Source organism: Ornithinimicrobium sp. INDO-MA30-4, from assembly GCF_021535045.1.
Classification (GTDB): Bacteria; Actinomycetota; Actinomycetes; order Actinomycetales; family Dermatophilaceae; genus Ornithinicoccus.
On the sequence record NZ_CP091056.1, the window covers coordinates 2,045,262 to 2,065,334 of the forward strand.

The window sequence follows — 20,073 nt, forward strand, 5'->3', positions numbered from 1 at the left end:
CGTGAGCATCGAACCGATCTATGAAGCCCGCAACATCGTGCGCAACTTCGGCTCTGTCCAGGCTCTTCAAGGCGCCAACTTCGACGTCCGCCCAGGTGAGGTCTCTGCGCTTATCGGAGACAACGGAGCAGGCAAGTCGACTTTGGTGCGGATCCTTGCCGGAGCCGACCAACCCAACAGTGGCGAGCTGTTCTTCCAAGGGCAGCCCATCAGCCTCGGCAACCCCACCGATGCCCGCAGCCGTGGCATCGAGACGGTGTTCCAGGACCTGGCGCTGGCCAACCACCTCGACCCCATCCAGAACATGTACCTCGGACGCGAGTTGATGAAGCCAGGCCTACTAGGCCGAATGGGCTTCATGCAGACGAGCGAAATGCGCGAAGTCGGCCGAGTTGCCTTCAACGACCTGGGTGCCACCGTCCGCAACTTCACCGGCCCGGTTGGCGGTATGTCAGGTGGTCAACGTCAGGCAATCGCCGTCGCCCGAGCAGCCGCCTGGGCCAAGAACGTGATCTTTCTTGATGAGCCGACCGCGGCTCTGGGAGTCGTCCAAACCAAGGGCGTGCTCGACCTCATTCGTCGGATCAAAGACAAGGGCATCGCCGTGGTGCTAATCAGCCACTCCATGCCGCACGTTCTCGAGGTCTCAGACCGCGTGCATGTGATGCGCCAAGGCAAGCGTGTCGCCGTCCTCAACTCCAAGGACACCAGCGTTGAAGAGCTTGTTGGTGCCATGACCGGTGCACTTGATGGGAAGGAAGCAGCATGAGTGTCGACACTCCCACAAAGCCGACCGCCCCGGCAGAGACGGCCCCGCGGCCCAACATGATGGCCCGAGTCGGCAGCGCTCTGGGCGCCCAGGCCATGCAGATCGTGTTGGTCTGGCTGGCCATCATCGCCATCTTTGCCGTGCTCAGCCCGGATGCCTTCTTTGACCCCAACAACTTCCGTAACATCGCCATCAGCGTCTCCATCTTGGCGGTGCTGGGTGTTGGCACCACCTTCATCATCATCACCGGCGGCATCGACCTCTCGATGGGCTCCGTGCTCGTCTTTAGCGGCGTCGTGTCCTCGATGGCGATGGGCAACGTCGGTGAAGGCCAAGGCTGGCTATCGGCCCTAGTCGGAATCATCGTCGCGCTGACCTCGGGTCTTGCCTGGGGAACACTCAATGGCTTCTTGGTCGCCAAGGCCAAAGTGCCCGCCATGATCGTGACCCTAGGAACCTTCGGCGCAGCCCTGGGTTTGGCCAAGTGCTCACCGGCGGCATCGACCGGCGCGACGTGCCCGACGTGTTGGTCGACACCGTTGGCTTCGGTGATGTCTTCGGCATCCCAACCTTGGTGATCGTCGCCAGCCTCATCGTCATCGCCGGCATCATCCTGCTCAAGCGCTCGCGCTTTGGCCTGCACACGGCAGCCGTCGGCTCCAATGCTGAGGCTTGCCGCCGAGTCGGCATCAACGTCGACCGGCAATTGATCAAGGTTTATGCCCTCGCCGGTGGTCTCGCCGGACTCGCCGGACTGCTCAACCTCACTTTCTTCCGCTCCACCACGATCGCGGGACACAGCCTCACCAACTTGGACGTCATCGCTGGCGTCGTCATTGGCGGGACCAGCCTCTTCGGAGGCATCGGCACGGTATTTGGCACGGTCATCGGCCTGCTGATCCCGGCCACTCTGCGCAACGGCTTCGTCATCCTGGGCGTCCAGCCCTACTGGCAGCAGGTCGTTGTGGGTGCGTTCTTGGTCGCCGCTGTTTACAGCGACCAGCTGCGCCGAGCCTCTAGCAGCCGTGGTGGCGGAGGCAGACCCAACCTGTTCCACCGTTTGTTTAACTCCAAGAGAAAGGACTCATAGATGCGTCCCCTGAAGGTAATTGCGCCCACTGCAGCAGCCGCACTCCTCGTCACGATGGCGGGTTGTGGCAGCAGCGACGACACCGAGACCGCATCCGCTAGCGGCGGCTCAAGCGACGTCAACTTGGCATTCATCCAAGGCGTCATCGGTGACAACTTCTACATCTCGATGGAGTGTGGCGTCCGCGCCGCAGCCGAAGAGAACGGCGTTGAGGTCAGCGTCCAAGGCCCCCAGAAATGGGACCCGGCCCTGCAGCAGCCCATCGTTTCCTCGGTTGTTGCCACCAACCCCGATGCCATCCTGATCGCCCCCAACGACGTCAGCGCCTTGCAGCGTCCGTTGGAAGAGGCCGCCAGCGACAGCGAAATCGTCCTGGTCGACACTACTGTTGAAGACCCCTCCATCGCAGCGTCTGAGATTGCCTCTGACAATGTCGGTGGCGGCGCCGCTGCCTTTGAGGCCATCCAAGAGTTGGCCCCCGAGGGCGGCAAGGTCTTGGTTATCGACAACCAGCCAGGCATCTCGACTTCCGATGACCGGGTGAAGGGCTTCGAAGAGGCCGTCGCCGAGGACTCCAACTTTGAGTATGTCGGCGTTGAGTATGCCCAGAACGCTCCAGCCACAGCCGCTGAGATTGTGACCTCCACGCTGCAGCGTGACCCCGACCTAGCCGCGATCTTTGCCACCAACATCTTCAGCGCTGAGGGTGCCGCCACCGGCATCGAGCAGGCTGGCGCCACCGGCGAAGTGCAGGTTGTGGGCTTCGACGCTGGCCCGGCCCAGGTTGAAGCTCTCGAAGACGGCACGGTGCAGGCCATCATCGCCCAGCAGCCCTACGACATCGGCTACCAGGGTGTCGAACAGGCATTGGCGGCCATCAACGGGGAAGCGACGGAGGCCAAGATCCAGACCGGCTTCTCGATCCTGACCGTTGACGACCTCGCCACGGATGAGGGCCAAGCAGCTCTGTACGCGTCTAGCTGCTAATCGCATACGAGTGGGGGTCATGCCTCGCCGGCCATGACTAGACATGGCCCCCACTCTGCGCTGCAGGTCTTGTGAGGAGACCCACGTGACTAATCTAGTCGCGGGTATCGACCTGGGCAGCACCGGAATCAAGGTGCTGGTCGCCGACGAACACGGCGCCGAGATCGTAGTCCGCCAAAACCCACTCCTGGCTCAACGGCCAATCGGGAGCCACCGAACTCAACGCCACCGATCTGGTGTCGACGGTGATCCAACTCTTTACCGAGATCACCGATCACCTCTCAACTCTTTCTGAGTATGCAGGCAAGCGCGTCCTCAGCATCGCTATCTCTGGGATGGGCGAGACAGGATTCGTCCTCGACTCAGCCGGAGACCCTCTCCTCCAAGGCATCGCCTGGTTCGATCCTCGTGGAGCCGCCGAAGTCGCAGCCCTCCCCGAAGCTATCCGTGCAGAGTTCGCCGGTCGTACCGGAGTCCCCTGGGGCGTCCAGGTCACTGCCGCCAAACTGCTCTTTTTAGCCAACCGTGGTCTGGAGTTGCAGGGCACTCGGTGGGCGAGCCTGCCGGAGTATCTTGCTTTCGCCCTCACCGGGCGCCTGGTCAGCGATGTCTCGCTCAGTGCCCGCACCGGGCTGATCGATCAAGACACCGGCCGCCCTTGGCCCGCCATGCTGGACCACCTCGGCGTCGACGAATCGTTCGTCCCCGAGATCGTCGCCGCAGGCACGCCACTAGGCACCACCGCGGAGGTTGGACTGCCTTGGGGCTTCCAGGCTGCAACGGTGTGCGTCGCCGGCCACGACCACCTGGTCTCAGCTGTTTCCGGGAGTTTGACCTCGGGCGATGGCTACCACGTGTCGCTCGGCACCGCCGAGGTGTTGCTCCGGTCATCGACAAGCCTTTGACCTTTGAGGTGCGCCAACGGCTAGGAGAGGCGCTCATCAACTGCGTGCCCCACGTCATACCGGGTCAATTCGTGTTGGTGGCTGGCGTCAAACGGGTCTCATCATGCGCCGCTGCCTGTCGCTCTTTGGGATCAATGACGCAGCCGCCCGCGACGCGCTCGACGTTGCCACGACCGCGTTGGGTGCCGATCTGGACCTCACGCCCGGCAGCGTTGAAGTCTCCGGCGCGCGCAATGACGACGGAGTGCTTGCCCTCACTATCCGAGGGGACGGCGTGCGCCCGGAGCACGTCTTCCGGGCCGCACTGCAGCACGGAAACGACGAGATCTTGCGGCTTATCGACATCCTCGACGCCGACATCCCCCTGCCACTGCCAGCCTGCTCACCGGCGGCTGGACCGGCATGTCTTCGGTTTGCGCTGCACGCCGCCAAGCCCTCCCGGGCATGCGCGTCTCCTCACGCAGCCAAGACACCGCGCAAGGCGCAGCCATGTTCGCTGCCCGCTTGCTCCCCACAACCACCCCCCAAACACCGGCCCAACCGGAGGAGACAAAAATGAACCAGCTCACCGCACCCGAGCGCCGAGGTATGACCTCGATCTGCACCCCAGAGGGGCAGATGTTGATCGTTGCCGCCGATCAGCGAAACGGCATGAAGGCTGTCATGAATGCGCCGGATGGCCCCTCCAGCATCTCGATCGAGCAGCTTCGCGAAGCCAAGCGCGACATGGTCCGGCACTTGGGCAACTTCGCTCCCGCCATCTTGCTTGACCCCGAGGTGCCGTTGCCCCACATTGTCGATGAGGGCATCCTGGGCCGCGACACCGCGCTGGTGGTCGGCATGGACTCCTCCGGGTTTGATGTCGTCGACGGCTTGCGCTTCACCAAGTTCGTGCCCGGCGTCACCCTCGCACGGTCCGCGACCTGGGCGGTTCCGTCGCCAAAATGCTTTGGTATGCACGCCCCGACCAACAAGACATCAACTCACGGCTGGCCGATGAGATCCGCGAACTGGTCCAGGCCTGCACCGACGAAGGTCTGCTGCTCATCGTCGAGATCTTGACCTATCAACTTGAGAGTGAAACAGCCGAGGAGTACGCCGCAAAGTTCCCGCAGTTAATTGCTGACTCTGCCGCGATGGCCGTCGAACTCGGCGCAAGGTCTTGAAGCTGCCTTACCCGGGCAGCGCCGAGGGTGCGCAGCAGTCACGAAGGCAGCCGCTGGTGTGCCGTGGGCTGTGTTGTCGGCTGGCGTTGACCACTCGACATTCATCGAGCAGGTGCGCATCGCAGTGGCCAATGGTGCAGCCGGTGCCATGGCCGGCCGGTCGCTCTGGAAGGACAGCCTGGCGATGACTAACGAAGGCCGCGAGGCTGGTCTGACCGGCAAGTCTCAGCCGCGCTTGGCTGAGTTGCGTGAGGCTGTCCTCGGGCGCTGAGCCCGTTGACCTACGCGACTGGATAGCTCAGTGACGTGTCAGCGGCTGATCCACGATCGGCCGCTGACACGACTGGCGTTCAACCAACACCGACGGCACGGTCTGAGCCTCAAAGGGCAGAGGTGGTGCCGCCGGTATGCCGCTGACGTTCGAGCAGTCGAGCGACGGCTTGCTGGGCAAGCAGGCGCGGCTGCTGATCGAGTGCGGTGATGGTGGGGCTCAGCGCATCGGCCAGGGGAAAATCGCTGAATGCCACGAGCGCCAACTGAAGGTCCGACACCTGCGCCGCGATGATCTGGTTTGCTCGTCCGTTAGAACTGATCAACGCGGTCGGCTGGTCCGGCAAAGCACGTAGTGAATCGATCGCCCGGGTGACGCCTCCGGGAGTGAAACCGGACATCACCGCATACTCCGGATTGGCCTCGATCCCGGCAGCACCAAGCACTTCGCGATAGCTGGCCAGCCGTGCGGCCGTTGTCGACACTTCCAGCGAATCACCCAGAAAAGCGATTTTGTGGTGCCCGTGGTCAAGTAGGTGTTGGGTCACGGTGATGGCACCGGCAGCGTCATCACTGGCCAGCGAATCACCCTCAATGCCCTCTGGTCGGCGGTCGATAAACACGATGGGAGTCGAGTTGGCCCAGCGCTGGAGATACCCGTGGTCATGGGAGACGGAAGCGAGGAGCAATCCGCTGAGTTGGCGCCCCATGAGTGCCTCTACGCGGCGGCGCTCTTGCTCAGGATCATCACCCGTGCCGGCGACAAAGGTCAGCATGCCATGCTCGGCTGCGCTTTGGTCGACTTGACACACGATGGAGGCAAAGAACGGATCCTCGATGTCCGGCACCACGATGCCAAGGACTGAGGAGTCACCCATCCGGAAGGCTCGCGCCAGGTCGTTGCGGACATACCCCAACTCCGCGATGGCTTGCATTACCCGGTCTCGAGTCTCCGGCGACACATTCTCTTCACCGTTGTGCACCCGCGAGACTGTCTTGACTGAGACGCCTGCGGCACGCGCAATGTCACTCATACTGGCCGCCATAGCGACCACATTACATGCGAGGCAGCGCCTCCCATGGAAGGTCTACCGGCAGGTATAACCACCATCAATGGGCAGGTGAGCGCCGGTGATCATCGATGCGCCAGCGCCGAGCAGGAAGATGACGGGAGCCGAGACTTCCTCTTGTGTGGCCCACCGACCAAGGGGCATCTGGTCCAGGAACGGACCAGCAATCTCGGGTCGGCCCCAGTAGAAGGCGGACATCTCGGTCATCACGACGGTGGGGTGCACGCTATTCACTCGAATGCCGTGCGGCCCTAACTCGAGTGCGCTCACGCGAGTGATGGAGTCGACGGCCGCTTGGACGCGCCGTAGGAGATGTGGCTGGGCAGCGCGACCAGAGAAGCCTGGCTGGAGACGTTGACGATCGAGCCACCTTGGCCCAGACGAACCATTGATTGGGATGCATACTTCGTGACCAGCATGGTGCCGCGAGCGTTGACGGCCATCACCTGATCGAAGATCGCCATATCGGTGTCCATGGGCGAGGCAATCTCGCCACCGAAGCCAGCACAGTTGACGACACCCCAGACATCCAGTCCCTGGAGAGCACCCTTCACTTCGTCTTCGACCGACACATCAAAATGCACTGGGGTCGCACCTGTCTCGTCCACCAAAGCCTGCAGCGACTCAGCCGTCCGACCGTGGGCTACGACATCCGCGCCCGCGGCAACAAGATCCCGCACGATGGCCGCACCAATACCCCCCGATGCTCCCGTGACCAGCACCTTTTTGCCCTCTAGACCGTGCATTTTTCGCTCCTCGAATGCAGTGAGTGCCCACCCGTCCAGACTGGCGAGTAGCAACCTTGTTCAGTGGATAGTGGCACATTTCTGGGTTTATGTCATCGGTGTCATGGCACTTATTGACAACGATGTCAGGCATGTCTATGTTTTGTCTAGGCTGATGCGCTGTCCGCGTCCCGCCCGCCTTGGCCTTAGCCTTTGTCTAAAAGCGAGCCCGCAAAAAGAGGAGCGTCAGTGGATCTGTCCGCAGCGAACGAAGGGCTACCGGCTCTTCATGGCATGGATGCCGCTTTGCTCGCGCCCACAAACTCCTCGCTCGGCCAGGCCGCTCTGTGCTCGGCATCGTCGGTGCTCCAGGAAGCGGCAAGTCAACCGTCTGCGATCAGATCGTTGCCGCGCTGGGGAACGACACCGTGATTGTCGGTATGGATGGGTTCCACCTAGCCAACGAAGTGCTCGACCAGCAGGGGTCCAGGGATCGCAAAGGGGCACCTGACACCTTTGATGTGGCGGGATATGCCGCCATGCTTGACCGCATCCGCGAGCGCCGCCAGGTTGTCTATGCGCCGCGGTTTGACCGCTCGCTTGAAGCTGCTGTCGCGGGGGCAACGCCGGTCTTGACTGAACTCGACCTGGTGATGACTGAGGGCAACTATTTGCTGCACGACGCATACGGGTGGGGGTCCGTGCAGAGTCGGCTTGATGAGGTGTGGTTCCTCGACACCCCGACCGATATCCGAGTCCAGCGGTTAATCGATCGCCGACTCGCGCACGGCCACGATCGCGCCTCCACCCTGGATTGGGTACATCAGGTCGATGAGGCCAATGCCGCCATCGTTGAGCGGGGGCGCGAGCGAGCGGACTTTATCCTCACGGTCGAGCAGGGCCCAAGCCTTTAGCCTTCCATCGCATTCGTGCCGTCGGACAGGATCGGGCTCAGCACGCCAAAGATGTTGTTGTCCGGGTCCAACAGGTAACCAAAGCGCCCCACACCTGGCATGTCCTCGAGTGGTAATGCCTCGACCCCGCCGTGCTTCAAGCCGCGGGCGAAGACCTCATCGACCTCATCTGTGCCCACCACAAAGTTGCAGCCAGTCACCGGGCCGCCAACCGCGGGCGATTCGCCCATTCGCTTCAGCAGCGCGCCGTTGATTCCCTGGCCAGGTTGATCGTCAGTGGCAGCGCCGTCTCCGGTATCGATCAACCAGTACTCCATGTCGCCCACCTGCGTGAAGGTCCAGCCGAGCACTTTTTCGTAGAACGCCATCACCTCGGTCGGGTTGCCAGCGTGAATTTCGAAGTGCGTCACCAAGTTGGACATAACTACTCCTCGCGAGAGGGGTGGGTCTTGCCCTCCAGTATGGCCAGGCTCTAGCACCCGGCACCAGGGTCGGGATAATCTGCGCTCATGGTTAGCCCCTCGGCAACAACGACTGTTGCCCGGTTCGTGCTGAGCCCCGGCGATCTGGCAATGCTTGCTGGCGGAGCAGCGGGGATGGCCAGTCTGATCTGCGCTGGGCTGCATGTGGCGCTCGTGCCGATGGGTGGCAGCGCGATGTTTGCGATGTCGCTGCCCATGCTTGCGCTAGCGCTGATCTGCTCTAGTTGCGGATGGCATTTTTTACGCGGCCAGCAATCGCGGATGGGTTTGGCCATGATGGCCGCCGTGGGGACCACGATGGTGGTGGTGCACCTGCAGATGGGCGGCAGCGGATCGGTCGGGGCGCCGGGCGGCACGATGGCCGGGATGGATCACTCCGCAGGCCTCATGGGTGTCGACTACATCGAGCCGATGATGTTGCTCGGGGCTGGGCTCGGTGGGGTGCAAGTCCTGTTAGTGCTGGTGATTGTGGCTGCGCGACGATATGGGCACCAGCTGGCTCACCCCATACTCGGGTCTGAGATCAGACCGCAGAGATCAGGTATGCCTCTAGCTGGTCTAGCGCGACGCCCACCTCCTGCTCGGCGCTGAGATCGAGCCGGCGCTGCTCCATCGCACCGGAAACATCGCCAGCGACGGTCTCGGCTTCACCGTTAGACCAGACCGTAATGGCTGCCTCTTTGCCGGAGCGCTCCAGGTCGATGATGACGCCAGTGGTGTCACCTTCGGTGGTTTCTTCGCGGTCGACCTTCAAACCCAGAGCAGTCCAGCGCTCGGAACGCTCGGACAGGTGGCTCTCTAGCCACTCTAGAGCGGGGTGGGTGCCGGGCCTCTGCTGGTCAGTCATCTGCCCATTGTTTCAAGAAATGAGGATTTGGCCTACCTCATACTGATCAGGCCGGTCACGACCCAGATCAACGCACCGGCTCCAAGGGCCCGACGGAAGGGCGCTTCACCACGGAAAAGCTCAAGCAAGGCCCAATAGATCAGCGCTGCTGTGGCGATGCTCTGAAAGATCACCCCGGGCATTCCATCAATGAATCGCGTCAAGACGGTTCCACCCGCCCAGACCAGGATCGGCCAGTTGGGGAACTGAGCGATGGTGAGATTGCCGGTTTCGCGTGAGCGGAAGAGCCAATCGAAGGCGCGGCGCCATCCTGGCTGATCAACGCGGCTAGTCATGGCAACACTTTAGAGGTGCACCTGCGTAACAGGTCTACGAGCCCTCCAACTTTGTCACCAGCCCTTTTGGGGCAGTCTGCCGATAGGAGTCTTCGAGGAGTTCAGCGATCTCTTGCCAGTCCGTGGCGTCGCTGATGTCGAGCGCGAGCCAGCCATAAGGCCCCCAATAGGCCGGCACCCAAAACCGATCGTCGCCCTCTAGAGCAAGGCGCTCTTGAGGGTCGGGTTTGATGATCACCGATTGGGGGTGCTGGATCCATTCACCGTCGATCTTTTGGGAGGCGCCATACATCGTGAAGATGTTCTTGGTGAAGAAGGCCGGCCGGCCATGACTCACCTTTGATCGGCCCCGGGGAGCTTGAGCGCAATCTCACGGACGCGCAGGTAGACCGGATCGTCATCGTCGAACATCTGCTCGTGCGGCATGACTTGAGCCTAGGGGTGGGTCCGCTTCACGGCTAGACCAATGCGGCGTTGCAACTCGTTGCGCACCGTGGGCCACTCGGAGTCGAGGATGGAAAACACCACGGTGTCGCGCAGTGACCCGTCAGCCAAGCGCTGGTGATTGCGCAGGATGCCGTCTTGCTTGGCGCCGAGACGGCTGATCGCTGTTCGGGACTGCTGGTTCATCCAGGCCGTCCGAAACTCGACAGCGATGCAACCCCACTGCTCAAAGGCCAAAGTTAACAACAGGAGTTTGCTTTCGGCGTTAGCGCCGGTGCGCTGAGCCGAGGCCGCGTTCCAGGTTGAGCCGATCTCCACCCGCAGGTTGTCCGGGTCGGCATTCATGAATGTCGTCATCCCGATGATCTGACCTGTCTGCGTCAGCCGCGCGGTATAGGGCAGCATGTTGCCCGCCGTTTGGAGGCCAAGGCGCCGGTCAATCTCGGCTCGCATGCCCTCTGGCCTGGGGATCGAGGTGTACCAAAGGTCCCAGAGGTCGCCGTCTTTCACTGCTTCGACCAGCCCGTCGTGATGGTCGTGCGACAACGGCTCAAGGGTGACGATGTCGCCCGTCAGCGTGGACGGCTCAAGAAAACTCACGTGCTCACTGTATGGCTTCCGCTGTGACCCTGGATCGAGGCCAGCGACTGCTGGCGATGAGGCGAAATGAGCCACATGAGGCCCGCAAAACATGCACATGTGTCCCAAAAGGCCGCATCACAAAACCAAACTACGCGCTGGACTCGCGGATAAACGTGGGCTCGGCTGTCGTCGATCGGGCTGGGTCATAGCGGTAGCCGAGTCCACCGAAGTCACGCAGCCCCCGCACCGAACGCACCCGATTGCGCACACCCCACGCAGCCATGGCGCCTCGGGCTCGCTTGGCGAAGAAGCTGATGACCTTGTATTCGCCGCTTGAGTAGTCCATGAAGCGCGGAGTGATCAGTTGGGTATCGAGTTGACCTGGTCGGACGGACTTGAAGTACTCATTGGAGGCAAGGTTGATGACCGCATCAGGACCCGGTGACTCCGCCAGATCTGATCGCAACTGATTGGTGATTTGGTCGCCCCAATAGTCATAGAGGCTGGAACCCCGCTCAGTAGTGACGCTGGAGCTCATCTCGAGCCGGTACGGCATCATCAGGTCAAGCGGCCGCAGCACTCCATAGAGGCCGCTGAGGATCCGCACCGTCTTTTGGGCTTCGGTGAAATCGCGCTCGCCGAACTCCTTGGGTTGCATCCCGATGTAGGTGTCTCCCGCGAAGGCCAACACCGCTGGGCGGGCATTTTTGCGCGTGAATGGAGTCGTGAAGTCCTGAAAGCGCTGCACGTTGGTCAACGCCAGGTCCTCGCTGATCGACATCATCTCCGAGAGGTCGGCAGGAGTTTTCTCAGCATGACCTCGACCAAGTCACTGGCCTCTTCAAGCATCCGAGGTTGCGTGTGCTTTTGGTCGCCAGGGGCGAGTCGTAGTCAAGGGACTTGGCGGGCGAGAGGAGATACAACACACCTCTGTTGTACCTGCTCACGCCACGGCTTCACCACTCAGGGCTCCTATCCGCTTCGCGATGAGTCGAAATGGGGCACATGAGCCCTGCAAAACATGCACATGTGTCTCAAAAGGCCCCATCGCCGAACTAGCCAGTCTCGTTTGGGGAGACCGCCAGCTGCTGGAGCTTCCTTAGTAGGCGAGGAACTCCGCATAACGCTCTTCGAGCCGATCAACACTTGGGCGGGCCTTGCGCACTGTTGGGATGACCGCAAGTGAAGTGTTGTGGACCCCCTGAATTCCACCTTTCAGCATCCAGCCATCCACTTCCTCTAGGACGTCGGGGCGGACGTGCAATGAGTAGTCGGGGCGAACGCCAATGATCTTGTTGTCGAAAGCCGCGTGGTGGATCTTGCAGAGCGTCAACCCGTTCGGGACGATTGGCAACCCGTTCGGATGCGAGTCGGGAAGTATGTGCGCTGCGTCCAACAACTCAGGGTGCTTGAGCCGACAGATGGCGCATTTCGTCGTATACGCCAATAAGACCTGGCTCCGGAAAACTCTTTGATGGAGGCGCTGCTTTGTCTCTCGCATGGCATAGGCCCGCTGCGCCTCATCCATCACGAACCCAGGGGCCATTAACAGTCGCTGCGTTTCGTCCAGGGCCAACGTGAACTCGAGCTGGCTGGGGTCATCGCCCACGACATACACGGGGTAGATCGGTTCATAGCGCCCCGGCGCGACGCCGACAAACCAGATGATGGGCAAGGCATCTTCAAAAGCCCTGCGGAGCGCCTTGTTCTCGGGGTGACTTGGGTCGGTTCCACGGTATTTATAACGCTGGAAACCGTCAGAACCAGTGTTGTCCATATATGGAGGGGCAGCGCCCGGCTTGGTGTAGGTGGTGCGAATCGACAGCGCACCACTGAGTTTCGCTGGCTTGCGAATCCCCCTCTGCATGTCCATCAGTGGAATCTGCTCGCCGTTGAACATGAACTCGCGCAACCAGTGGTAGTCGACATGCGGGGTGGGCCTGGTGTTGAGGTAGGCCATGGCTGCCTGCCGAAGTTGCCCCTCGATGATGCTCACTCTTGGAAGCTACCCAACGGCCGGCCGTGAAGCTAGGCCCAATGCCAGCTCATTTAGCCGGTGTGCGCAGCGATGAGGCGAAATGGGACACATGAGCCCTGCAAAACATGCACATGTGTCTCAAAAGGCCTCATCACTGAGGAGTGGACGCAGTGCGGCTGGGGCATGAGTGCCAGCGGGCAGAAACCTCCAGACAACGAAGAAGTCCCGACCAGAAAGCTGATCGGGACTCTTCAGGTATACGTGCGCGAGGGGGATTTGAACCCCCACGCCCTTTCGGACACTGGCACCTGAAGCCAGCGCGTCTGCCGTTCCGCCACTCGCGCGAGTGCTAGAGGACAATATCACGCACAAAGGGGGGACTCACCATCGGCAAACTCACATCTAGCCTTCAGCCAAAAAGTCGATATCCCCAGGCACGCGTGACAGCATCACGATCCCACTATTGACGGCCCTGAATGCGGAGTAGATTGCCTTCGGACAGTAGGATCAAGTGGGCAGTGGTGGCGCCATCGCCGCCCTCGAACCCGGCAACAAGCGGGGTTTGGGAGAGACGAAAGAGCCTGAGACCGAGAGGAGTGGCGACGTGGGATTGTTCGACAATCTGGAGCGCGGCCTAGAAAAGGCCGTCAAGGGGCCCTTCGCTAAGGTGTTCAAGGCCGAAGTACAACCAGTTGAGATTGCTTCGCACATCCGTGGGTCGATGGACGATCGGGCAGCCGTGCTCGGGCCAGGCCGCACAATGGTGCCGAATGTCTTCACGATCGAGTTAGCCAGCGATGACTTTGAGCGTCTGGCCTCTTACGACAAGGCCCTCACTGATGAGTTGATCGCGGCCGCCGAAGACCACGCCGACGCGCAGCGTTACACCGCTCCCGGTCAATTCGAAGTCCGCCTGGTGAAGTCGGAGCAGCTAGAGACCGGCATCTTCCGTGTCCTCCCTGCCTCAAGGACGGCCGCAACCAGCCGGGTCGCCAAACCAGCGCTCGGCAGCCTAGCCAAGACGCGAGCGGTCAGGCCCGCCCCGCTAGCAGTCAGGCACCGCCCCCGGCGCCCGGCGATGACGACGGCGCCACTCGCGCCTTTCCGCGGCAACCGCGGCCCCTCGCAAGTCAGCGGCCCAGACCCGCGGCACCCGCGCATACCTTGATATCGACGGCAAGAAGCAGCCTTTGGGCACAGCCGTCACCACGATTGGCCGTGACGAATCCGCCATGGTCATGGTCGACGACCGGGCATCAGCCGCCGGCACGCCGAGATCCGCATCACCCACGACGGCCCCAACCTGCTCGTCCTGATCCGCGATGCTGGGTCCACGAACGGCACCTATCTCAATGGTGACCAGATCGGCACCGAAGAGTTGCAAGAAGGTGACCGCATCACCCTGGGCCGGACCACCATGACCTTCCACCTGGAGCAGGCACGATGAGCGAGCTCACCCTCAACGTCATCCGCCTGGGCCTGCTGGCTTTGCTCTGGGCCTTTGTCTTCTCAATTGTCGGTGCCCTGCGCGCCGACCTCTACGGCACTCGGGTGTTAACACGAGGCAGCAACCGTCGACCCGAGCCCCGCGCTGCCGCCAAGGCCCCCAAGCAGTCGCGCGCACAGCGCCAAAATGGCCCGACGCATTTGGCCGTGATCGCCGGTTCGCTGCGCGGCACCACTGTGCCGTTGAGCGAAAAGGGCATCCTGATCGGCCGCAACCCTGAGTGCACGCTCGTGCTCACCGATGACTTTGCCTCGGGCCGACATCTGCGTGTTTATCCAGGTCAGGATGCTTGGTTTGCCGACGATCTGGAGTCGACCAACGGCACATTCGTTAATCAGCAACGCATTGACACGGGGGCTCGTCTCGTCTTGGGCTCTCAGATTCGGATCGGTCAGACCGTCATCGAGTTGCGGCGATAACAGTGTCAGTCGCCCTTACCTACGCCGCCCGATCTCACATCGGCCTCGGCAGCAAGTCACGCAATGAGGATTCGGCCTATGCCGGGCCCGAGTTATTGGTGCTCTGTGACGGTATGGGTGGGCACGCCGCCGGGGACGTCGCTAGTTCACTGGTGGTCGGGGAGTTAGTCCACCTTGATGGTGAGTCGCACGGCGCCGACGACATGCTCGACATTCTTGAGACCGCCGTCATGGATGCCAATGACCGCCTCGCTGAGGTCGGCCACGAGAGCGCTGAGACCGGCGGCATGGGCACAACCTGCATCGCCATGCTGCGCTCGGGCAACAAGTTGGCCGTCGCAAACGTCGGCGACTCCCGTGCCTATCTGCGCCGCGGCAGCCGGGTCACCCAAATCACTCGCGACCACTCTTTCGTCCAGCAGTTGCTCGACGAGGGCCGCATTTCGCCTGAAGAAGCCCTGCACCACCCGCAACGATCCTTGGTCACCCGGGTCCTGACCGGTCGCACCGAGGACCACCCTGACCTGTCGATGCGCGAGGTCCGCGCCGGGGACCGCATCCTGATCTGCTCCGATGGCCTCTCGGATTATGTTGCCGAGTCAACGATCACCGAGATTCTGTGCAGCGAGGGCAAGGCCGGAGACATTGCCGACCAACTGGTCGCGATCGGTCTCCGCGCTTCCACTCGCGACAACATCACCGTCGTTGTAGTTGACGTCGTTGAGGCTGGCGACGGCACCACTCAACCGCAGGTAGTTGGGGCTGTCAGCGAGCTGGGCACGGCCCCGGTGGCGGCAACCCACACCCAAACTCCCGCCGAAAAGGCCGCCGCGCTCACCCGGCATACCCAGGATGAGCCCGAAGCCCCAGCACTGGCCGAAGAAAACAGCCCCCACGGCTTCTTTACCTTTCTCCGTCGCAGCCTCGTCACCATTGCTATCGCCGCCGTGGTTGCCGCGGGTGCTTATGGCTCCTACGTGTGGACGCAGCAGCAGTACTTCGTCGGAGTCGAAGATGGCAATGTCGCGATTTTCAATGGCATCTCGCAGGATTTAGGGCCGATTTCCCTTTCCAAGACCGACGAAGTCACCGACCTTGCCGTGTCTGACCTGCCGACCTACTACCAATCGCAGGTCGAGGGCACGCTCTCAGCCGATGACCGCGCAGATGCCCAGATGAGGGTCGCCGAGTTGCGCGCACTGATCTCCGTGGACTGCACACCGGTGCCGGTCTATCCCAACACTGAGGACGACCTCTTCTTGCCTTTGCCCGACTCTGTTGAGGCCGAGCAGGTCCCCGAGTCTTACACCTTCCCCGAAGGTTGCGCCCCGTGAGCACTGTGACCGACGTTCGCCCACCGACCGGCCGCTTCACAGAGTTGTTGCTGCTGCTGTTTGCCATCGCCATCGTGTTGGTCGCTTACGCCAACGTCGGCCTGGCCACCACCGGCAGCATCCCAGCCGGCATCGTCGTGCAAGGCAGTGGCCTGCTCATCATTTCGCTGGGGCTGCACCTGGTCATCAGGCACGTCGCCAAGTATGCCGACCCGCTCCTCTTGCCGATCGCCACCCTGCTCAACGGGCTGGGTTTGGTGATGATCTATCGCATCGATATCGGTCAGGGCTTTGACGCTGGCAACGGGGCTGCCACCAGGCAATTGCTCTGGAGCGTGCTTTCGATTGTGCTGGCTGGTGCCGTGCTGTGGATCTTGCGCGATCACCGCATCCTGCGCCGCTACACCTTCACCGCGATGGCTGCCGGTTTCGCCCTGCTCCTGTTGCCGATGCTCCCGGTGATCGGCCAAACGGTGAACGGTTCGCGTTTGTGGATCAGCATCGGTGGCTTCACGTTCCAGCCTGGTGAAATCGCCAAGATTTGCCTGACGGTCTTTTTTGCTGGCTACCTCGTGCAAACGCGCGACGCCTTGTCACTGGTCGGTCGCCGGTTTATGGGACTTCAACTGCCTCGTGGCCGCGACCTCGGCCCGATCCTGGCTGCTTGGGGTTTGTCGGTCCTGATCTTGGTGGCTCAGCGCGACCTCGGCTCCTCCCTACTCTTCTTTGGCTTGTTCGTCGCCATGCTTTATCTCGCGACCGAGCGCCTGAGTTGGATCATCATCGGATTGAGCCTCTTTGTCGGCGGCGCGTTCGTCGCCTGGCGCCTGTTCTCGCACGTGCAAACCCGCGTCGACCTCTGGCTCGACCCGTTCGCGCCTGGCCTATCTGACCAGGTGGCCAAGGGGCTGATGGGCATGGCCCACGGTGGGATGTTTGGCACCGGACTCGGCGAGGGCTACCCGTATGAGACGTACTTCGCCAACAGCGACTACATCGTCGCCAGCTTTGGCGAAGAGCTTGGCATGGTCGGCCTCTTTGCGATCATCATGTTGTATGCGCTGCTCGCCGAGCGCGGTCTGCGCACCGCAATCGGTGCCCGCGAAGGCTTCGGCAAACTCCTCGCTGCCGGTCTCGCCTTCTCGATCGCCCTTCAGGCATTCGTTGTTATCGGTGGCATCACTCGCGCTATCCCGCTGACCGGTCTGACCACGCCTTTCCTTTCGGCTGGTGGCTCCTCGCTGTTGGCTAACTGGATCATCATCGCCTTGCTCCTGCGGATTAGCGATCACGCTCGTCGGCCCGAGTCCGAGCGTCCGATCGAGAAGCCGCGCAAGCAAGCTAAGCGTGCTGCTCGCGAAAGCGCTGAGGCGCAAGCGCGAGCCAAGAGTGAGGCCGACCGAGAGGCAGCCAGCGCCGACACAGCCGAGATTGAGCACTCCGCAGACACCCACTCAGGTGACGCCGAGGCGCAACGCCCACGGACAACAACCACCACGATTGAGGAGGAGAAGGAATGAATACACCTATTCGCCGTCTCGCCTTGGTGGTCTTCACGATGTTCACGGTGTTGCTGCTCACTACCACTTGATCCAGTTCATCCAGGTTGATGACCTGCGCAATCAACCCGGCAACCGACGCACACTGCTGGATTCCTACAGCCGCGACCGTGGGGCGATCCTGGTTGACGGCACCGCGATCGCCGATTCCTCCGAGACGGATGACGAGCTCCGCCGGATTCGCAATTACCCTTCGGGCGCACAGTATTCGCACATCACGGGCTACTACTCCTTCATCTATGGCGCCGGTGGCGGGCTCGAATCGTCACGCGACTCGGTGCTGGCTGGCACCGACGACAGCCTCTTCTACAGCCGGATCGCTGACATGGTCACCGGCACCCCGCCCACCGGCGCAGCGCTTGAGCTCACCATCGATCCCGATGTGCAGGCTGCCGCTGAGAGCGCTCTGGGCGATCGACGCGGTGCCGTCGTGGCCCTGGACCCCAGCACCGGCGCGATTCTCGCCATGGTCAGCCACCCGACATACGACCCGAATGCGTTGTCGTCGCACAACCTGACCTCGGTCGAAGAGTCCTATAACGCTCTGGCTGATGACGAGGGACAACCGCTGACCAACCGCGCCATCGCCGGAGACCTCTACCCACCGGGCTCAGTCTTCAAGCTCGTGGTGGCGGCTGCTGCCCTGGAGTCCGAGGAGTACACGCCCGATTCCATCCTGGACGGTCCGCAGACGTACACGTTGCCGGGCACCACCACTGAGTTGCCCAACTTCGAGGGCGGCACGTGTGGGCCCACCGATCAGGTGTCCTTGGCCGACTCCATCCGCGTTTCGTGCAACACCTCAATGGCCGCACTGGCCAATGACCTGGGACCGACGGCAATTGACGAGCAGGCGCAGAAGTTTGGCTTTGAGCAGGACTTGTCGATCCCGATGGCTGTGACGCCCAGCGTTTATCCGAATGAACTTAACGACGCGCAGGTCGCCCTGACCGGGATTGGCCAGTACGACGTGCGCGTCACCCCGCTGCAGGTCGCCATGACGTCGGCGGCCATCGCCAACGACGGCAAGGTGATGCAGCCATACCTGGTCGAATCGGTGCGTGGCAGCGACCTTGATGTGATGAGCGAAACCCGACCCAATCAGCTATCCAGCGCCGTTTCAGACACGACGGCCCAGGAGCTGACCGACATGATGGTCAGCGTTGTCGACGAAGGTTCGGGCACCGCGGCGGCTTTGCCGGGCGTTTCTGTTGCTGGCAAGACCGGCACCGCCGAGTTCGGCAGCAACGGGGCAGCACACGCTTGGTTCACCGGATTCGCCCCGGCCGACGACCCACAAATTGCTGTGGCCGTCATCATCGAAAGCGCAACGGACAGTTGGGCCGGAGGCAGTGGTGGCACTCTTGCCGCCCCAGCCGCTCAGGCTGTCCTGCAGGCAGGAGTGGGTCAATGAGCGACGAGACACAGGCATCTTCAGGACCAGACAAAGACTCTGGCGACGGATTCGTTGAGCCAAGGGTTCTCGGTGGCCGCTATGAGGTCGGCGAGTTGATCGGCCGTGGCGGTATGGCTGAAGTGCACGTTGGTCACGACCTGCGACTCGGGCGTGCTGTCGCCATCAAGATTTTGCGCTCTGACCTCGCTCGCGACACCAGCTTTTGGCGCGCTTCCGGCGCGAGGCCCAAGCAGCAGCAGGCCTAAACCACCCTCAATCGTTGCTGTCTACGACTCGGGCGAACAAGTTGCCTACGAGAGTGGCGGCGCACCCGTCCAAGTGCCCTACATCGTGATGGAACATGTCGAGGGCCGCACGCTGCGTGACCTGCTCAACGAGGAAAAAGTCATTGAGGCGGATGAGGCTGCTCGCATCACTGCAGCCACGCTTTCAGGTCTGGACTATGCCCACTCCAAGGGCATCGTGCACCGCGACATCAAGCCTGCCAACGTGATGGTCACTCGTGGCGGAGCGGTCAAGGTCATGGACTTTGGCATCGCCCGCGCGCTGGCCGACACGGCGGCAACCATGACGCAACCCAAGCCGTCTTGGGCACTGCCCGCTACCTCTCGCCCGAGCAAGCCCAGGGCCAAGACGTCGATGCTCGATCCGACCTCTACTCGACCGGTTGCATGCTTTACGAGTTGCTGTGTGGCCGCACACCGTTCCAAGGCGACCCCGTTTCGCTGGTCTATCAGCACTTGGGCGAAACCCCGAAGGCGCCGTCGACCCACCACGAGGACTTGCCCAAGGCCCTAGACGCGATTGCGCTGCATGCCCTGGAGAAGACTCCCCAGGCCCGCTATCAAAGCGCTGGCGAGTTCCGTGACGATTTGATCTCTGCCCGAACGGGCGGGCGCATCTCCTCTGGCGCTCAACGCAGTTTGTCCCGCATTGCCGGTGGCGCTGCTGCTGCGGCCGCTGCTGGAGGTGCTGCTGCTGCGCTGGCTTCCTCGGGCGGGTCTGCGACCGAGGTCGTCGGCGTTCCCGTCACCAGTGAACCGACCATGGATCTCCCCGCTCGGCGCGAGATGCGCGCCGCTAGCGCGGTCCCCGCCACGAACCCGCCTGCCCCAGGCACACCGACGGGGTATGACGGTTATGAGCGGACGGACGAGATTCCAGTTCGCGAGGAGCGCCATAGCGGTGGAGTTTGGGTGATGAGCGCGCTTGGTCTCATTGCTCTGGCCGCAGTTGGCTTTATTGTCTGGCAAGTCTGGTTCAACCAAGCTGA

Annotated in this window: 25 protein-coding genes, 1 tRNA gene and 2 pseudogenes; 17 read left to right on the plus strand and 11 right to left on the minus strand. The window is 62.1% G+C overall.

The window, feature by feature from the left end:
- Position 1 precedes the first annotated feature (1 nt).
- From L0A91_RS12325 to L0A91_RS12335, 4 genes are read left to right on the plus strand one after another with little or no spacing between them, the layout of a single operon-like run.
- Positions 2-769 carry an ATP-binding cassette domain-containing protein gene (locus L0A91_RS12325; protein WP_235244704.1) on the plus strand — a complete coding sequence of 256 codons (768 nt, stop codon included), beginning with the start codon at positions 2-4 and terminating at the stop codon, positions 767-769.
- A complete protein-coding gene (locus L0A91_RS17620) occupies positions 766-1,347 on the plus strand; it encodes an ABC transporter permease (protein WP_260115214.1) in 582 nt (193 codons plus the stop codon). The genes L0A91_RS12325 and L0A91_RS17620 overlap by 4 nt, the downstream gene beginning before the upstream one ends.
- On the plus strand, positions 1,254-1,859 hold the full coding sequence (locus tag L0A91_RS17625) for an ABC transporter permease (protein ID WP_260115215.1): 606 nt from the start codon (positions 1,254-1,256) through the stop codon (positions 1,857-1,859). Before L0A91_RS17620 ends, L0A91_RS17625 begins: the two co-directional genes overlap by 94 nt.
- Positions 1,860-2,846 (plus strand): ABC transporter substrate-binding protein, encoded by a 987-nt coding sequence (locus tag L0A91_RS12335; protein WP_220122189.1) that lies wholly within the window; start codon positions 1,860-1,862, stop codon positions 2,844-2,846.
- Between the two features lie 94 nt (positions 2,847-2,940).
- Here L0A91_RS12335 and L0A91_RS17630 read toward each other — a convergent pair whose 3' ends face one another.
- The gene (locus L0A91_RS17630; protein ID WP_260115216.1) at positions 2,941-3,075 is read right to left on the minus strand and encodes a hypothetical protein; all 135 of its coding nucleotides are present in this window, start codon (positions 3,073-3,075) and stop codon (positions 2,941-2,943) included.
- Between the two features lie 7 nt (positions 3,076-3,082).
- Between L0A91_RS17630 and L0A91_RS12340 the strand changes: the two genes are divergently transcribed.
- The 4 genes from L0A91_RS12340 (at position 3,083) to L0A91_RS12355 (ending at position 5,188) form a co-directional block, all read left to right on the plus strand.
- Positions 3,083-3,751: an FGGY family carbohydrate kinase gene (locus L0A91_RS12340; protein ID WP_235244705.1), complete on the plus strand. Its 669-nt coding sequence runs from the start codon at positions 3,083-3,085 to the stop codon at positions 3,749-3,751.
- A gap of 103 nt (positions 3,752-3,854) precedes the next feature.
- A complete protein-coding gene (locus L0A91_RS12345; RefSeq protein ID WP_235244706.1) occupies positions 3,855-4,310 on the plus strand; it encodes a hypothetical protein in 456 nt (151 codons plus the stop codon).
- A complete protein-coding gene (locus L0A91_RS12350; protein WP_235244707.1) occupies positions 4,307-4,813 on the plus strand; it encodes a hypothetical protein in 507 nt (168 codons plus the stop codon). Before L0A91_RS12345 ends, L0A91_RS12350 begins: the two co-directional genes overlap by 4 nt.
- A gap of 162 nt (positions 4,814-4,975) precedes the next feature.
- Positions 4,976-5,188, plus strand: a complete 213-nt coding sequence (locus L0A91_RS12355; protein WP_235244708.1) for a hypothetical protein — start codon at positions 4,976-4,978, stop codon at positions 5,186-5,188.
- A gap of 109 nt (positions 5,189-5,297) precedes the next feature.
- On the opposite strand, the gene L0A91_RS12360 is transcribed toward L0A91_RS12355, so the two are convergent.
- The gene (locus L0A91_RS12360) at positions 5,298-6,221 is read right to left on the minus strand and encodes a LacI family DNA-binding transcriptional regulator (protein ID WP_235244710.1); all 924 of its coding nucleotides are present in this window, start codon (positions 6,219-6,221) and stop codon (positions 5,298-5,300) included.
- Positions 6,222-6,275: 54 nt separating this feature from the next.
- Positions 6,276-7,003 (minus strand): annotated as a pseudogene (locus tag L0A91_RS12370) (SDR family oxidoreductase).
- Between the two features lie 326 nt (positions 7,004-7,329).
- Here L0A91_RS12370 and L0A91_RS12375 point away from each other — a divergent pair.
- Positions 7,330-7,896, plus strand: a complete 567-nt coding sequence (locus tag L0A91_RS12375) for a nucleoside/nucleotide kinase family protein (RefSeq protein ID WP_235244714.1) — start codon at positions 7,330-7,332, stop codon at positions 7,894-7,896.
- Here L0A91_RS12375 and L0A91_RS12380 read toward each other — a convergent pair.
- Complete coding sequence (locus tag L0A91_RS12380) at positions 7,893-8,318, minus strand: VOC family protein (RefSeq protein ID WP_235244715.1); 426 nt, start codon at positions 8,316-8,318, stop codon at positions 7,893-7,895. The two genes, L0A91_RS12375 and L0A91_RS12380, sit on opposite strands and share 4 nt — an antisense overlap.
- An 87-nt stretch (positions 8,319-8,405) precedes the next feature.
- Here L0A91_RS12380 and L0A91_RS12385 point away from each other — a divergent pair, with 87 nt between their 5' ends.
- Positions 8,406-8,969 (plus strand): hypothetical protein, encoded by a 564-nt coding sequence (locus tag L0A91_RS12385; protein ID WP_235244716.1) that lies wholly within the window; start codon positions 8,406-8,408, stop codon positions 8,967-8,969.
- Here L0A91_RS12385 and L0A91_RS12390 read toward each other — a convergent pair.
- From L0A91_RS12390 to L0A91_RS12420, 7 genes are all read right to left on the minus strand, one after another.
- Positions 8,902-9,225 carry a hypothetical protein gene (locus L0A91_RS12390; RefSeq protein ID WP_235244717.1) on the minus strand — a complete coding sequence of 108 codons (324 nt, stop codon included), beginning with the start codon at positions 9,223-9,225 and terminating at the stop codon, positions 8,902-8,904. The genes L0A91_RS12385 and L0A91_RS12390 overlap by 68 nt on opposite strands.
- A gap of 32 nt (positions 9,226-9,257) precedes the next feature.
- On the minus strand, positions 9,258-9,560 hold the full coding sequence (locus L0A91_RS12395) for a hypothetical protein (protein ID WP_235244718.1): 303 nt from the start codon (positions 9,558-9,560) through the stop codon (positions 9,258-9,260).
- A gap of 34 nt (positions 9,561-9,594) precedes the next feature.
- Positions 9,595-9,897: an MmcQ/YjbR family DNA-binding protein gene (locus L0A91_RS12400; RefSeq protein WP_311197817.1), complete on the minus strand. Its 303-nt coding sequence runs from the start codon at positions 9,895-9,897 to the stop codon at positions 9,595-9,597.
- 98 nt (positions 9,898-9,995) lie between these two features.
- The gene (locus L0A91_RS12405) at positions 9,996-10,604 is read right to left on the minus strand and encodes a GNAT family N-acetyltransferase (protein ID WP_235244720.1); all 609 of its coding nucleotides are present in this window, start codon (positions 10,602-10,604) and stop codon (positions 9,996-9,998) included.
- Positions 10,605-10,734: 130 nt separating this feature from the next.
- Positions 10,735-11,370 (minus strand): YaaA family protein, encoded by a 636-nt coding sequence (locus tag L0A91_RS12410; protein WP_235244721.1) that lies wholly within the window; start codon positions 11,368-11,370, stop codon positions 10,735-10,737.
- A gap of 315 nt (positions 11,371-11,685) precedes the next feature.
- Positions 11,686-12,582 carry an HNH endonuclease gene (locus L0A91_RS12415; protein WP_235244722.1) on the minus strand — a complete coding sequence of 299 codons (897 nt, stop codon included), beginning with the start codon at positions 12,580-12,582 and terminating at the stop codon, positions 11,686-11,688.
- A gap of 244 nt (positions 12,583-12,826) precedes the next feature.
- Positions 12,827-12,908: transfer RNA gene (locus tag L0A91_RS12420), tRNA-Leu, on the minus strand.
- Positions 12,909-13,168: 260 nt separating this feature from the next.
- Here L0A91_RS12420 and L0A91_RS12425 point away from each other — a divergent pair.
- The 7 genes and pseudogenes from L0A91_RS12425 to L0A91_RS19985 all read left to right on the plus strand — a co-directional run.
- Positions 13,169-13,732 (plus strand): DUF3662 domain-containing protein, encoded by a 564-nt coding sequence (locus L0A91_RS12425; RefSeq protein WP_235244723.1) that lies wholly within the window; start codon positions 13,169-13,171, stop codon positions 13,730-13,732.
- Positions 13,733-13,819: 87 nt separating this feature from the next.
- Positions 13,820-14,011 (plus strand): FHA domain-containing protein, encoded by a 192-nt coding sequence (locus tag L0A91_RS12430; protein ID WP_260115334.1) that lies wholly within the window; start codon positions 13,820-13,822, stop codon positions 14,009-14,011.
- Positions 14,008-14,490 (plus strand): FHA domain-containing protein, encoded by a 483-nt coding sequence (locus tag L0A91_RS12435; RefSeq protein WP_220122200.1) that lies wholly within the window; start codon positions 14,008-14,010, stop codon positions 14,488-14,490. Before L0A91_RS12430 ends, L0A91_RS12435 begins: the two co-directional genes overlap by 4 nt.
- A 2-nt stretch (positions 14,491-14,492) precedes the next feature.
- Positions 14,493-15,824 (plus strand): PP2C family serine/threonine-protein phosphatase, encoded by a 1,332-nt coding sequence (locus tag L0A91_RS12440; protein WP_235244724.1) that lies wholly within the window; start codon positions 14,493-14,495, stop codon positions 15,822-15,824.
- The gene (locus L0A91_RS12445) at positions 15,821-17,344 is read left to right on the plus strand and encodes an FtsW/RodA/SpoVE family cell cycle protein (RefSeq protein ID WP_235244725.1); all 1,524 of its coding nucleotides are present in this window, start codon (positions 15,821-15,823) and stop codon (positions 17,342-17,344) included. The genes L0A91_RS12440 and L0A91_RS12445 overlap by 4 nt, the downstream gene beginning before the upstream one ends.
- Positions 17,256-18,797 carry a penicillin-binding transpeptidase domain-containing protein gene (locus tag L0A91_RS12450; protein WP_311197818.1) on the plus strand — a complete coding sequence of 514 codons (1,542 nt, stop codon included), beginning with the start codon at positions 17,256-17,258 and terminating at the stop codon, positions 18,795-18,797. The genes L0A91_RS12445 and L0A91_RS12450 overlap by 89 nt, the downstream gene beginning before the upstream one ends.
- A gap of 113 nt (positions 18,798-18,910) precedes the next feature.
- A pseudogene (locus L0A91_RS19985) lies at positions 18,911-19,831 on the plus strand (protein kinase); the annotation flags it as partial.
- Between the last annotated feature and the right edge of the window lie 242 nt (positions 19,832-20,073).